Genomic DNA, 12934 nt, shown 5'->3' with positions numbered 1-12934 from the left:
GCCGCCGCGCTACAGCGCCGTGCGCAGCGCGAACAGCTCCGGGAACAGCACGACGTCCAGCATCTTGCGCAGATAGCTCACGCCCGCCGTGCCGCCGGTTCCGGTCTTGAAGCCGATGATGCGCTCCACCGTCGACACGTGGCGGAAGCGCCAGAAGCGGAAGGACGTCTCCAGGTCGACCAGCTTCTCGGCCAGCTCGTACAGGGCCCAGTGGTGCTCGGGGTCGCGGTAGACCTCGAGCCACGCGGCCATGACGGAATCGTCGTGGACGGTCGGCCGCGTCGGATCGGCATCCAGGCGGTCCTGCGCGATGGCCAGCCCGGAGCGCGCCAGCAGGCGCACGGCTTCGTCGTAGATCGACGGGGCGTGCAGTTCGCGTTCGAGCAGCGCGTGGTGCTCGGGCGACGTCTGGTGCACGGCGAGCATGGCGGCGTTCTTGTTCCCGAGGATGAATTCCAGTTCGCGGTACTGGAACGACTGGAAGCCGGACGACGACGCGAGGTACGGGCGGATCGCGCTGTATTCCGGCGGCGTCATGGTGGCCAGCACGTCCCAGGCGTGCACCAGCTGGTCCATGATGCGCGCCACCCGCGCCAGCATTTTAAAGGCGGGCGGCAGGTCGTCGGCGCGGATGTGGGTGCGCACGGCCTGCAGTTCGTGCAGCATCAGCTTGATCCACAATTCGCTCGTCTGGTGCTGGATGATGAACAGCATCTCGTTGTGGTTCGGCGACAGCGGATGCTGGGCCGACAGGATCTGGTCCAGGCCCAGGTAGTCGCCGTAGCTCATGCTGCGGCTGAAATCCATCTGCGCGCCGTGCCACGCTTGGTCGTTGTTGTGCTCGTCCATGTCGCCTCCTCAGGTCACGGCGCTCTTGGCGGCGCGGGTGTCGTACGCGCCGGCGTCGAGGATGTCGCGCAGGGTCTCGACGGCGTCCCACACGTCGGCGAAGCGCGTGTACAGCGGCGTGAAGCCGAAGCGCATGATTGCCGGCTCGCGGTAGTCGCCGATGACGCCGCGCGCGATCAGCGCCTGCATCACCGCATAGCCGTGCGGGTGCGTGAAGCTCACCTGGCTCCCGCGCTGCGCATGCGCGCGCGGCGTGACGAGGCCCAGCGGGTGCGCGGCGCAACGGGTTTCCACCAGCGCGATGAACAGGTCGGTGAGCGCGAGCGACTTGGCGCGCAGGGCGGCCATGCTCGTGGCCTCGAAGAGCTCCAGCCCGCATTCGACGAGCGCCAGCGACACGACCGGCTGCGTGCCGCACAGCGCGCGGCCGATGCCCTCCGCGGCTTCGAACCCGTGCGCCATCGCGAACGGCGCCGCGTGGCTCCACCAGCCCGTGAGCGGATGGCGGAACGCGTCCTGGTGGCGCCGCGGCACCCAGATGAAGGCCGGGGCGCCCGGGCCGCCGTTCAGGTATTTATAGGTGCAGCCGACGGCGAAGTCGGCCTCGGCGCCGTTCAGGTCGACCGGGACGGCGCCGGCGGAGTGGGCGAGATCCCACACGGCCAGGGCGCCGCGCGCGTGTGCGCGGGCGGTGAGCGCCGCCATGTCGTGCTGGCGGCCGGTGCGGTAGTTCACGTGCGTGAGCATCAGCACGGCGCAGCCGTCGTCGACGGCGGCGTCGAGCTCCTCGTGCGCGTCGACGAGATGGATCCGGTAGCCGCGGTCCAGCCAGCGCGCGAGACCGTCCGCCATGTAGATATCGGTGGGGAAGTTGCTGCGTTCCGTGACGATGGTCTTGCGGGCCGGGTCGCGCTCGGCCTGGATCGCCAGCGCGGCTGCCAGCGCCTTGAACAGGTTCAGCGACGTCGTGTCCGTGACGACGACTTCACCGGCCCCGGCGCCGATCAGGGGCGCGAGACGGTCGCCCAGCCGGCCGGGTAGCGCGAACCAGCCGGCCGTGTTCCAGCTGCGGATCAGCCCGTGTCCCCATTCCTGGGCGACGACGTCGCGCGCGCGCTCGAGCGCGGCGCGGGGGCGGGCGCCCAGCGAATTGCCGTCCAGGTAGATGACGCCGTCGGGCAGGTCGAAGCGGTCGCGCAGCGGGGCGAGCGGATCGAGCGCGTCCAGCGCGAGGCAGGCGGCGCGCGTGGCGGCGCCGGTGATGTCGTAGGCGGCAGTCTTCATGCGGTCACCTTGGCGGGGCTGGCATCTGGCGGGGTGGCGCCGGGCCAGGCCGGGATCGCAGCCGAGATCGTCGGGCTGATGTCCCAGAGGGTTGGAGCGGGCATGTGGGTTTCCTGAAGGGTAAAGGAGCGGAAAGTGTAGCAAGAGTTGCATCGAACTGCGCCGACCCAAAAAATTTTCAAAAATTTTTCGCCGGAACCCTAAAGTTCTCCAAAAGCCGTCCGATAACCCATCCAGATGTCCGGGATCGGGTCTTGAAAAAAAATTTTGTCGAAACCCTAAAGTTCGCCAAAAACCGTCCGATAACGAGTCAGAAGGGATGCTTGAGGGACAAAAATATTTTTTTGAGAAACCCTAAAGTTCCCGAAACTGTTGACGTAAACCAACACAGTAGTACGTCGCCGGCTTCACCCAAGGGCAGAAAACCGCCCTGGCTTCACATCATCCTACCCCCTGTTTTCATAGGGGCGTCACCGCGATTCGGCAGGGTTTGTCAGACAAACTCCTACGGGTCGTCTTCGTCTTTGCCGGACGAAAAATACAGACACTCTCCAATACACTAAAAGTTTCCTCACAGTCAGAATCTATCTCAACGGCAACACACAACGCCTCACAGATACGATCACACGGAGAGATGGAAATGACTGCGAACGACATGATGGCTGAAATTCGTGATGCGAACCTGAGCTACCTGATGCTGGCACAGCAGATGATCCGCGCAGACAAGGTCACCGCAATTTTCCGTCTCGGCATCTCGGCCGACATCGCCGACCTGATCGAAGGCATGAGCAACGCCCAGATCCTGAAACTCGCCGGCGGCAACATGATGCTGGCCCGCTTCCGCTTCGACGACGCCGCGATCCTCGGCATGCTGACGAGCCACAGCAAGGACCGCGCCCTGGCCCAGTCGCACGCCGCGATCCTGATGGCCGGCCAGCCGGCCGAAGAAATCGCCTGAGCGGAGAACAGCATGACCAAGAAAAGCGTCGTTTCGGAAGCCCAGGAAATCCAGCTGGCCATCGAACTGATCCAGCTCGGTGCCCGCCTCCAGCTGCTGGAAAACGAAGTCTCCCTGTCGCGCGAGCGCCTGATCAAGCTGTACAAGGAACTCAAGGGCGTGTCGCCGCCGAAAGGCATGCTGCCGTTCTCGACCGATTGGTTCCTGACCTGGCAACCGAACATCCACGCTTCGCTGTACATCAACATCTATAAATTCCTGGTCGAATATGCCGGCGCCACGGGCATCCAGGCCGTGATGAAGGCCTATAAACTGTACCTGGAGCAGATGCCGCCGGCGCCCGGCGAAGAGCCGCTGCTGTCGCTGACCCGCGCCTGGACCCTTGTGCGCTTCTTCCAGGGCAATATGCTCGTGCTGGCGCCGTGCGGCAAATGCCAGGGCAAGTACGTCGTCAATGCCCTCGACCTGAACAACGATTATCAGTGCGGCCTGTGCCATATGCCTTCGCGCGCCGGCAAGACCCGCAAGGCCAAGGACGCCGCGCTCGCCGACGCCTGAGCAGTTCCTCCCTCCACGTGATCCTCATTCTCTCCCCGCGGGGCAGGCCATGAATCGGCCTGCCCCGCGTCGCATGTTTGCTCCCCCGTCCGTGCGCGCGCTGCTGGCCCAGGCCGGCGCCTTTCCGCTCACGCTGATGACCGTCTGGCTGCTGGCGCGCAGCGGCGTGCCCATGTCCTGGGAGGGCGTCGCGCTGATCCAGGGCGGCCTGGCCGCGCTCCTGGCCTGGTGGCTCGGGCTCGCCGTCTGGTGGCGCGGCATCGAACTCGTGTTTCCGTCGGGCGTGCTGCTCGCGCGCGGGTTCGACCTGCCGCCCAGCCTCTTTCTCGGATTGTTCCTGCTGTTCCTGCTCGTGTACTGGTCCACGTTCCGCACCCAGGTGCCGTACTACCCGTCCGGGCGGGACGCCTGGGATGCCGTCGCAGGCGCGCTGCCGGACGATCGGCCGCTCGCCATCGTCGACGTGGGCAGCGGCCTGGGCGGTCTCGTGCTCGACCTGGCGCGGCGCCGGCCGGATTGCCGGGTGGACGGCATCGAACTGGCGCCGTTGCCGTGGTGCGTCAGCCGCTTGCGCGCGGCCCTGTCCGGCAGCCGTGTGCGCTTCCTGCGCGGCGACTACGACACGTTGAATTTCGGTCACTATGACGCCGTGTTCGCGTACCTGTCGCCGGCCGCGATGGCCGGGCTGTGGCGCAAGGCGGAGCGCGAAATGCAGCCGGGTACCATCCTGTTAAGTTACGAATTCGATATTCCCGGAAGAATGCCCGACCGTCGCATTGTGACGACTAACAGTAAGAAAATTCTCTATCTTTGGCAATTTTGACGGTTCCCGGGGTGCTGCTACTTGCCCGTAGGCCATTCTCAAGCTAATCTAGTTCCCTACGTAAATATTTCTCTTTGGATTCATCGATTTGGATCCGAACCGGGCCTGCCCGGAATCACGCATCGGGAGTCCCGTGTTTGTCATTGTTGGTTACGTTATAGTCCTCGCTGCCGTGTTCGGCGGCTTCGCGATGAATGGCGGTCATCTGGCGGCGCTATGGCAGCCGCTGGAACTGGTCATGATCGCCGGGGCGGCGCTCGGTGCATTCTTCGTCGGCAACAACCCCAAGGCCGTCAAGGCGACCCTTGCCGCGCTGCCGACGCTGTTCAAGGGATCCAGGTACACCCGCGAGATGTACATGGAGCTGATGTCGTTGATGTTCGACGTGCTGTCGAAGGTGAGGAAGGAAGGCTTGATGTCGATCGAAGGCGACATCGAGGCCCCCGAGCAGAGCCCCGTGTTTTCCAAGTATCCGGCCGTGCTGGCGGACCACCATATTGTCGAATTCATCACCGATTATCTGCGCTTGATGGTTTCGGGCAACATGGACGCGTTCCAGATCGAGAACCTGATGGACAACGAGATCGAGACCCACCATCATGAGGGGGCGGTCCCGGCGCAATGCATCGCCAAGCTGGGCGACGGCATGCCCGCATTCGGTATCGTGGCGGCCGTGATGGGTGTCGTGCATACGATGGAATCCGTGGGCCTGCCGCCGGCCGAGCTGGGCATCCTGATCGCGCACGCGCTGGTCGGCACCTTCCTCGGCATTTTGCTGGCCTACGGCTTCGTCGGCCCGTTGTCCACGCTGCTCGAACAGAAGCTTGAGGAATCGACCAAGATGTTCCAGACCGTGAAAGTGACGCTGCTCGCCAGCCTGAACGGTTATGCGCCCGCGCTGGCCGTCGAATTCGGCCGCAAGGTGCTGTACTCGACCGAACGTCCGACCTTCGCGGAACTCGAGGACCACATCAAGAAGGCCAAGAGCAAGTAAGCATGGTGCGACAGATCCACATCGGCGCGGGAGTGCGGCATGGCTGACGAAGGCCAGCGGCCCATCATCGTCAAGCGCGTCAAGAAGGGCGGCCATGGGCACCATGGCGGCGCCTGGAAGATCGCGTATGCCGACTTCGTGACGGCGATGATGGCGTTCTTCCTGCTCATGTGGCTGCTCGGCTCGACGACGAAGGGCGACATGGAAGGCATCGCAAACTATTTCAAGACGCCGCTGAAGGTCGCCATGCAGGGCGGCACCGGCGCCGGCAGCAGCAATTCGATCCTGCAGGGCGGCGGCAAGGACCTGACGCGCCGCAACGGCCAGGTCAAGAACGGCGACATCGAACGCAACAATCGTTCGCTGGACCTCAAGTCCGCGCGCGCGGCCCTGGAAAAACAGGAGGCGGAACGCCTCGAGCAGCTGCGCCAGCGCATCCAGCAGACGATCGACGCCAATCCGCTGCTGCGCAAGTACAAGAACCAGCTGCTGCTCGACGTGACGAGCGAAGGCCTGCGCATCCAGATCGTCGACGAAAAGAACCGCCCGATGTTCGCGTCCGCGAGCGCCGAGCTGCAACCGTACGCGCGCGACATCCTCGACGTGCTGGGCCTCGTGCTGAACGACGTGCCGAACCGCATCGGCCTGTCGGGGCACACGGATTCGACGCCGTATTCGACGTCCGAGGGCTATACGAACTGGGAATTGTCGGCCGACCGCGCCAACGCGTCGCGCCGCGAACTGGTGCATGGCGGCATGTCCAATGCGAAGATCCTGCGCGTGGTCGGTCTCGGATCGGCCGTCAACCTGGACCGCGAGGACCCGTTCAACCCGATCAATCGCCGCATCAGCATCCTCGTCATGAACAAGCGTACCGAGGACGCCGTGCTGCATGACGGCACGCCGCTGGACGTGCCGGGCGATTCGACGGATGCGGCGGTGAAGGCGGTGGCCGAGGCGACGGGTGGCGGGTTGGCGCCGCAGCCGGCGGCGCCGGCAGGGAAAAAGTAACGGGCGGGATTCTGGAGGAGTTTATGACGACAAGAAAAAAGATTCTCGGGTCACACGTCAAGCGCCTCTTGTCGGGCGTGTCCGACCATGGCCGGCGTCACCTGTCCGAAGTCGAGACCGACCTCGTGCAGACGACGCTGTTGCTGGAGGAAGCCGTCGAGAAGCTGACGAGCAGCTTCATGGCGATCCACCACGTGGTCGACGCGCGCCAGGAGGCGATCAACCGTCTGCTGGCCGGCCAGGCGCCGACCGCCGAGGAAAGCGCCCGTCTGACCGCGATGTCGGGCGAGATCGCCGGCCACGTGAACGCGGCGGTGACGAGCATGCAGTTCCAGGACATGACGAGCCAGCTGCTCGACCGCACGCTGCGCCGCGTGATGGGCCTGCGCGATTTCCTGACCACGCTGTCCGAGCATGGCGACGACATCCTGCCCGAGAGCGACGGCGAGGAGATCGTTGAGCGCCTGGGCAAGGTCAGCATGGCGCTGGCGATCCAGTCGCTGGAGCTGCGCAGCATGTTGCGCAAGTCGGTGGAGCAGAGACATCTTGAAAGCGGTGACGTCGAGTTGTTCTGACGCCGCGAACTTACCCATATCATCGTCCGGACAGACCGGTAGACAGTAAAACAGCAGGAGCAAAAAGATGGCAAAAACTATTCTCGCAGTCGACGATTCCAGTTCCCTGCGCCAGATGGTGGCTTTCAGCCTGAAGGCCGCGGGCTACCAGGTGGTGGAAGCCGTCGACGGACAGGATGGCCTGGAAAAGGCGAAGCAGCAGACCGTCGATCTGGTCCTGACCGACCAGAACATGCCCAAGATGGACGGGCTCACCCTGATCAAATCGCTGCGCGGCCTGCCGGGCTACCAGAAGACGCCGATCCTCATGCTCACGACCGAGTCGTCGGAAGACATGAAGACGAAGGGCCGCGCGGCCGGCGCCAACGGCTGGCTGGTCAAGCCGTTCGACCCGCAGCGCCTGATCGAGGTGGTCAAGAAAGTCATCGGCTGAGCGGCCCCACGGGCCCCGTGCCGTTCGTACCAGACGGATATTTGACATGACCATCGACATCAGCCAGTTTTACAAGGTCTTTTTCGACGAGGCGGAAGAGCTGCTCGCCGAAAAGGAGCGTCTGCTGCTGGCCGTCGATATCGATTCGCCGGACCCGGAAGACCTGAACGCGATCTTCCGCACCGCCCATTCGATCAAGGGCGGGGCATCGACCTTCGGCCTGAACGACATGAGCGAGGTGACGCACGTCCTCGAGTCCTTGCTGGATCGCATCCGCAAGGGCGAGATGGCGTTGACGGCACAGCACGTGGACGCTTTCCTGGCCGCCAAGGACATCCTCAAGATGCAGCTCGACGGCCACCGCAACGGCGCGGACGTCGACCAGGAAGCGGTCGCCAACGTGCGCATGATGCTGCACGAGCTGTCCGAAGGCGTGATCGTACCGACGCACCAGCCGACCGTGCCATCGTTCCTGCATGCCGAACAGAAGCAGCAGGTGAGCGAAGGCGCGCACCGCTACAAGATCGAGCTGCCCGACCTCGCCAAGCGCGACGTCGACGCGCTCGTCGACGAACTCGGCCTCCTGGGCCGCGTGTCCGTCGTGCCGCTCGCGGCGGGACGCACGGCACTGATCATCATGACGCACGAGGGCCTGGACGACATCGTCGCCATCTGCTCGTTCGTGCTCGACCCGAGCGACCTCAAGATCTTCGAGGCGCCCCCGCTCACGCCCGAGCAGCGGGCCCGCGAAGCGGCGGAACGCGCCCGCATCGAGGAAGAGCAGGGCTACGGTTTCTTCGACCCGGCCGATCCGGCCGACGCCGCCCCCTCGGCCGCGTCGGAGGACGAACTGGGCTACGGCTTCTTCCAGCCGATCGAGCAGATCCGCCGCGAAGCCGGCATCGTGCTTGAAGCGCCACCGCCGGCGCCCGCGCGGCCGGAACCGCTCGAGATCACGGAAGTGGCGGCGGAAAAGAAGGCCGCCAAGAAGGCGACCGAAGGCAGCCATGCGCAGGGTTCCGAATCGTCGTCGATCCGCGTGTCGATCGAAAAAGTCGACCAGCTGATCAACCTCGTCGGCGAACTGGTGATCACGCAGGCCATGATCGAGCAGCGCAGCTCCGGCCTCGATCCGATGGTGCACCAGCGCCTGCTGGCGTCCGTGTCGCAGCTGACGCGCAATACGCGCGACCTGCAGGAAGCCGTCATGTCGATCCGCATGATGCCGATGGACTTCGTGTTCTCGCGCTTCCCGCGCATGGTGCGCGACCTGGCCGGCAAGCTGGGTAAAAAGGTCGATTTCATCACGAACGGCGCCGCGACGGAGCTGGACAAGGGCCTGATCGAGCGCATCGTCGACCCGCTCACGCACCTGGTCCGCAACTCGATCGACCACGGCATCGAGCTGCCCGCCGCGCGCGTGGCCGCCGGCAAGTCGGAATCGGGACGCCTGTTCCTGTCGGCCGCGCACCAGGGCGGCAACATCGTGATCGAGGTCGCGGACGACGGCGGCGGCCTGAATCGCGAACGCATCCTGGCGAAGGCCAAGGAGAACGGCCTGCCGGTGTCCGACAACATGAGCGACGCCGACGTCTGGCAGCTGATCTTCGCGCCGGGCTTCTCGACCGCGGAAATCGTCACCGACGTGTCGGGCCGCGGCGTCGGCATGGACGTCGTCAAGCGCAACATCCAGGCGCTGGGCGGCACCATCGACATCCGTTCCGCGCGCGGCTTCGGCACGACGATCCTGATCTCGCTGCCGCTCACCCTGGCGATCCTGGACGGCATGTCGATCCGCAGCGGCGAGGAGATCTACATCCTGCCGCTGGGCTTCGTCGTCGAATCGCTGCAGCCGGCGCGCGCCGACGTCAAGGAGATCCACGGCCAGGGCCGGGTGGTGAAAGTGCGCGGGGAATACCTGCCCCTGATCCCGCTGTACCAGATGTTCAACATCGAACCGCGCATCACCGATCCATGCGAGGGCATCCTCGTGATCCTCGAGGCGGAAGGGCGCAAGGCCGCGCTGTTCGTCGACGAACTGGTCGGCCAGCAGCAGGTCGTCGTGAAGAACCTGGAGGCGAACTACCGCAAGGTGGCCGGCATCTCCGGCGCCACCATCCTCGGCGATGGCGGCGTCGCCCTGATCATGGACGTGGGCGCGCTGTTGCGCTCCTCGCGCCAACTGTCCGACGAATCCGTCGTCTTCTGAATTAACCCCCTACATATGCTCCGATAAGGAACCGACATGTCCACCCAACCGACGAACAAGCCGAACGATGCCCACGACGGCAACGGCAGCGAATACCTGGCCTTCACCCTCGGCTCCGAGGAATACGGCATCGACATCCTCAAGGTGCAGGAGATCCGCGGCTACGAGACCGTGACCCGCATCGCCAACGCTCCCGAGTTCATCAAGGGCGTCATCAACCTGCGCGGCATCATCATCCCCGTGGTCGACATGCGCATCAAGTTCAACCTGGGCACGCCGACGTACGACCAGTTCACCGTCGTGATCATCCTGAACATCGCCGGCCGCATCATGGGCATGGTCGTGGACAGCGTGTCCGACGTGACCACGCTGACGCCGGACCAGGTCAAGCCGGCGCCGGAGATGGGCACCGCGTTCAACTCCGACTACCTGACCGGCCTCGGCACCGTCGACGAGCGCATGCTCATCCTGATCGACATCGACAAGCTGATGTCCTCCAGCGAGATGGGGCTGATGGACCGGATGGCGGCATAAACCAGACAGCGCGGCGCAAGGGAACACCCGGACCGCACGCGGTCCGCAGAACGAATGCAACCCATGGCGATGAACGTGCCGCACAATACGACAAGACAGCCAGACAGGCATGAAGCCGGCGGCAAGGAGTTCGACTTCACGCGCGCCGACTTCGAGCGCGTGCGTGGCCTGATCTACCAGCGCGCCGGCATCTCGCTGGCCGACAGCAAGCAGGAAATGGTCTACAGTCGGCTCGCGCGCCGCCTGCGCGCCAACGGCATCGCCTCGTTCGCGTCCTATCTCGACGCGCTCGAAGCGGGCCGCATGCCGGCCGAGTGGGAGTCGTTCACGAACGCGCTGACGACGAACCTCACGTCGTTCTTCCGCGAAGCCCATCACTTCCCGCTTCTGGCCGAACACGTGCTCAAGGCGCGCACGCGGCACGGCGGGCCGCTCACGATCTGGTGCTCGGCCAGTTCCACCGGCGAAGAACCGTATTCGATCGCGATGACCGTGTGCGAGGCGTTCGACACGCTCACGCCGCCCGTCCAGATCGTCGCCACCGACATCGACACGAACGTGCTGGCCACGGCCAGCGCCGGCGTCTACCCGATCGAGCGCGTCGACAAGATGGACCAGGCGCGCCTGCGCCGCTTTTTCCTGAAAGGGAAGGGGGCCCAGGAAGGCCTGGTGCGGGTGCGGCCCGAATTGCGCCAGCTGATCACGTTCCGGCAACTGAACCTGCTGGCCGACGGCTGGGACGTCAAGGGCCCGTTCGACGTGATCTTCTGCCGCAACGTGATGATCTACTTCGACAAGGCCACGCAGCGCAAGATCCTCGCGCGCTTCGTGCCCTTGATGAAGCCGGACGCGCTGCTGTTCGCCGGGCATTCCGAGAACTTCCTGTACGTCTCCGACGCGCTGCGCCTGCGCGGCAAGACGGTCTACGAATTGAACCACGGCTGACGCCCGTCATACCCGACCATGGATACGAACAGCCATTTCGCCACCAACGTCTATTACGACCGCACGTTCGACTGCGACGCGGCCAAGATCCTGCCCGGCGAGTACTACTACACGGGCAAGGACATGCTGATCGTCACGGTGCTCGGCTCCTGCGTGTCGGCGTGCATCCGCGACCGCGTCAAGGGCCTGGGCGGCATGAACCACTTCATGCTGCCGGACGGCGGCGAGCCGGGCAACCCGGTCTCGGCCTCGATGCGCTACGGGACGTATGCGATGGAAGTCCTGATCAACGACCTGCTCAAGGCCGGCGCGCGGCGCGAAAACCTGGAAGCGAAGGTCTTCGGCGGCGGCGCCGTGCTGCGCGGCTTTTCCGCGATGAACGTGGGAGAGCGCAACGCCGCCTTCGTCATCCAGTTCCTCAAGACGGAACGGATTCCCGTGCTGGCCGAGGACTTGAACGACATTTACCCGCGCAAGGTGTATTTCTTCCCGCGCACCGGCAAGGTGCTCGTCAAGAAGCTGATGCAGACCCATAACGATACGCTGGCGAAGCGTGAGCTCGATTACGCCAGCCGCCTCAAGGTCGCGCCCGTTGGTGGCGACGTCGACCTGTTCTGACAAGAAAGGCAAAGGATGAGCTTGAACCCGAATACAAAGATCAAAGTGGTGATCGTCGACGATTCCGCCCTGATCCGCAGCGTGATGACCGAGATCGTCAACTCGCAGCCCGACATGGAAGTCGTCGGCGTCGCTCCCGATCCGCTCGTCGCGCGCGACCTGATCAAGCGCACGAATCCGGACGTGCTCACGCTGGACGTCGAGATGCCGAAAATGGACGGCCTCGACTTCCTCGAAAAGCTGATGCGCCTGCGGCCGATGCCCGTGCTGATGGTGTCGTCGCTGACGGAGCGCGGCTCGGAAATCACGATGCGCGCGCTGGAACTGGGCGCCGTCGATTTCGTGACGAAGCCCAAGATTTCGATCCAGAGCGGCATGCGCGAATACACGGAGCTGATCGCCGACAAGATCCGCGCCACGGCCCGTGCCCGTATCAAGCCGCGCACGCTGCAGTCGGCCGCGGCCGGCACGACCCAGCTGCCGCAATTGCGCAGCCCGCTGACGTCGTCGGAAAAGCTGATCATCATCGGCGCCTCCACCGGCGGCACGGAAGCCATCCGCGAATTCCTGATGCAGATGCCGTCCGACTGCCCCGGCATCCTGATCGCGCAGCACATGCCGGAAGGTTTCACGAGTTCGTTCGCGCGCCGGCTCGATTCGCTGTGCAAGATCAGCGTCGTCGAGTCCGCCGGCAACGAACGCGTGCTGCCCGGCCACGCCTACATTGCGCCGGGCCACTCGCACTTGCTGTTGACCCGATCCGGCGCCAACTACATGACGAAGATCGAGCAGTCCGAACCCGTCAACCGCCATCGCCCGTCCGTGGACGTGCTGTTCCGTTCGGCCGCGCAGGCGGCCGGCAAGAACGCCGTCGGCGTGATCCTGACGGGCATGGGCAAGGACGGCGCGCAAGGTATGCTGGAGATGAAGAACGCGGGCGCCTACAATTTCGCCCAGGATGAAGCGTCGTGCGTCGTGTTCGGCATGCCGCGCGAAGCGATCGCCATCGGTGCCGCCCACGAGGTGGCGCCGTTGACGGCATTGCCGGGCCTCGTGCTTGGTCATCTGGCAACGCATGGGGGCCGGGCGTTGCGCGTTTGATCCGCGCATGGTGCATTCACTGCGGTTTTATCGCCGTAGAGC

14 protein-coding genes are annotated in these 12934 nt (G+C 64.6%); 12 read left to right on the top strand and 2 right to left on the bottom strand.

Annotated elements, in window-relative coordinates; translation table 11 throughout:
• Window positions 1–9: 9 nt before the first annotated feature.
• Both kynA and kynU read right to left on the bottom strand, forming a co-directional pair.
• The gene (gene kynA / locus ISF28_RS22485; RefSeq protein WP_198119393.1) at window positions 10–849 is read right to left on the bottom strand and encodes a tryptophan 2,3-dioxygenase; all 840 of its coding nucleotides are present in this window, start codon (window positions 847–849) and stop codon (window positions 10–12) included.
• A gap of 9 nt (window positions 850–858) precedes the next feature.
• Complete coding sequence (gene kynU / locus ISF28_RS22480; RefSeq protein ID WP_198119392.1) at window positions 859–2133, bottom strand: kynureninase; 1275 nt, start codon at window positions 2131–2133, stop codon at window positions 859–861.
• A gap of 640 nt (window positions 2134–2773) precedes the next feature.
• Here kynU and flhD point away from each other — a divergent pair.
• The 12 genes from flhD to ISF28_RS22420 all read left to right on the top strand — a co-directional run bounded on the left by flhD (window position 2774) and on the right by ISF28_RS22420 (window position 12892).
• Complete coding sequence (gene flhD, locus ISF28_RS22475; protein WP_036230363.1) at window positions 2774–3091, top strand: flagellar transcriptional regulator FlhD; 318 nt, start codon at window positions 2774–2776, stop codon at window positions 3089–3091.
• Window positions 3092–3103: 12 nt separating this feature from the next.
• On the top strand, window positions 3104–3649 hold the full coding sequence (flhC, locus tag ISF28_RS22470; protein WP_198119391.1) for a flagellar transcriptional regulator FlhC: 546 nt from the start codon (window positions 3104–3106) through the stop codon (window positions 3647–3649).
• Window positions 3650–3722: 73 nt separating this feature from the next.
• Complete coding sequence (locus ISF28_RS22465) at window positions 3723–4472, top strand: class I SAM-dependent methyltransferase (protein WP_229519287.1); 750 nt, start codon at window positions 3723–3725, stop codon at window positions 4470–4472.
• Between the two features lie 133 nt (window positions 4473–4605).
• Window positions 4606–5466, top strand: coding sequence for a flagellar motor stator protein MotA (gene motA / locus ISF28_RS22460; RefSeq protein ID WP_198119389.1), 861 nt, complete (start codon window positions 4606–4608; stop codon window positions 5464–5466).
• A 39-nt stretch (window positions 5467–5505) separates the two neighbouring features.
• Entirely contained in the window at window positions 5506–6477 is a 972-nt protein-coding gene (motB, locus tag ISF28_RS22455; RefSeq protein ID WP_198119388.1) for a flagellar motor protein MotB, read from the top strand.
• A gap of 23 nt (window positions 6478–6500) precedes the next feature.
• A complete protein-coding gene (locus ISF28_RS22450; protein ID WP_198119387.1) occupies window positions 6501–7052 on the top strand; it encodes a chemotaxis protein in 552 nt (183 codons plus the stop codon).
• A gap of 67 nt (window positions 7053–7119) precedes the next feature.
• A complete protein-coding gene (locus ISF28_RS22445; RefSeq protein ID WP_198119386.1) occupies window positions 7120–7485 on the top strand; it encodes a response regulator in 366 nt (121 codons plus the stop codon).
• A 46-nt stretch (window positions 7486–7531) separates the two neighbouring features.
• Window positions 7532–9694: a chemotaxis protein CheA gene (gene cheA, locus ISF28_RS22440; protein WP_198119385.1), complete on the top strand. Its 2163-nt coding sequence runs from the start codon at window positions 7532–7534 to the stop codon at window positions 9692–9694.
• 36 nt (window positions 9695–9730) lie between these two features.
• Window positions 9731–10228, top strand: coding sequence for a chemotaxis protein CheW (locus tag ISF28_RS22435; protein WP_198119384.1), 498 nt, complete (start codon window positions 9731–9733; stop codon window positions 10226–10228).
• Window positions 10229–10291: 63 nt separating this feature from the next.
• Window positions 10292–11173 carry a CheR family methyltransferase gene (locus tag ISF28_RS22430; protein WP_229519296.1) on the top strand — a complete coding sequence of 294 codons (882 nt, stop codon included), beginning with the start codon at window positions 10292–10294 and terminating at the stop codon, window positions 11171–11173.
• A gap of 18 nt (window positions 11174–11191) precedes the next feature.
• Window positions 11192–11791 (top strand): chemoreceptor glutamine deamidase CheD, encoded by a 600-nt coding sequence (gene cheD, locus ISF28_RS22425; RefSeq protein ID WP_198119383.1) that lies wholly within the window; start codon window positions 11192–11194, stop codon window positions 11789–11791.
• Window positions 11792–11875: 84 nt separating this feature from the next.
• Window positions 11876–12892: a protein-glutamate methylesterase/protein-glutamine glutaminase gene (locus tag ISF28_RS22420; protein ID WP_229519295.1), complete on the top strand. Its 1017-nt coding sequence runs from the start codon at window positions 11876–11878 to the stop codon at window positions 12890–12892.
• Window positions 12893–12934 lie beyond the last annotated feature (42 nt).

Source organism: Massilia rhizosphaerae, from assembly GCF_016093545.1.
In the GTDB taxonomy this organism is placed as follows: domain Bacteria; phylum Pseudomonadota; class Gammaproteobacteria; order Burkholderiales; family Burkholderiaceae_D; genus Telluria; species Telluria rhizosphaerae.
The sequence above is the reverse complement of the archived record's forward strand: the minus strand, read 5'-3'. Positions and strand labels throughout refer to the sequence as shown.

Coding starts and splice junctions, on each gene's coding strand:
- kynA (WP_198119393.1), bottom strand. CDS start 849: ATGGACGAGCACAACAACGACCAAGCGTGGCACGGCGCGCAGATGGAT.
- kynU (WP_198119392.1), bottom strand. CDS start 2,133: ATGAAGACTGCCGCCTACGACATCACCGGCGCCGCCACGCGCGCCGCC.
- flhD (WP_036230363.1), top strand. CDS start 2,774: ATGACTGCGAACGACATGATGGCTGAAATTCGTGATGCGAACCTGAGC.
- flhC (WP_198119391.1), top strand. CDS start 3,104: ATGACCAAGAAAAGCGTCGTTTCGGAAGCCCAGGAAATCCAGCTGGCC.
- ISF28_RS22465 (WP_229519287.1), top strand. CDS start 3,723: ATGTTTGCTCCCCCGTCCGTGCGCGCGCTGCTGGCCCAGGCCGGCGCC.
- motB (WP_198119388.1), top strand. CDS start 5,506: ATGGCTGACGAAGGCCAGCGGCCCATCATCGTCAAGCGCGTCAAGAAG.
- ISF28_RS22450 (WP_198119387.1), top strand. CDS start 6,501: ATGACGACAAGAAAAAAGATTCTCGGGTCACACGTCAAGCGCCTCTTG.
- ISF28_RS22445 (WP_198119386.1), top strand. CDS start 7,120: ATGGCAAAAACTATTCTCGCAGTCGACGATTCCAGTTCCCTGCGCCAG.
- cheA (WP_198119385.1), top strand. CDS start 7,532: ATGACCATCGACATCAGCCAGTTTTACAAGGTCTTTTTCGACGAGGCG.
- ISF28_RS22435 (WP_198119384.1), top strand. CDS start 9,731: ATGTCCACCCAACCGACGAACAAGCCGAACGATGCCCACGACGGCAAC.
- ISF28_RS22430 (WP_229519296.1), top strand. CDS start 10,292: ATGGCGATGAACGTGCCGCACAATACGACAAGACAGCCAGACAGGCAT.
- cheD (WP_198119383.1), top strand. CDS start 11,192: ATGGATACGAACAGCCATTTCGCCACCAACGTCTATTACGACCGCACG.
- ISF28_RS22420 (WP_229519295.1), top strand. CDS start 11,876: ATGACCGAGATCGTCAACTCGCAGCCCGACATGGAAGTCGTCGGCGTC.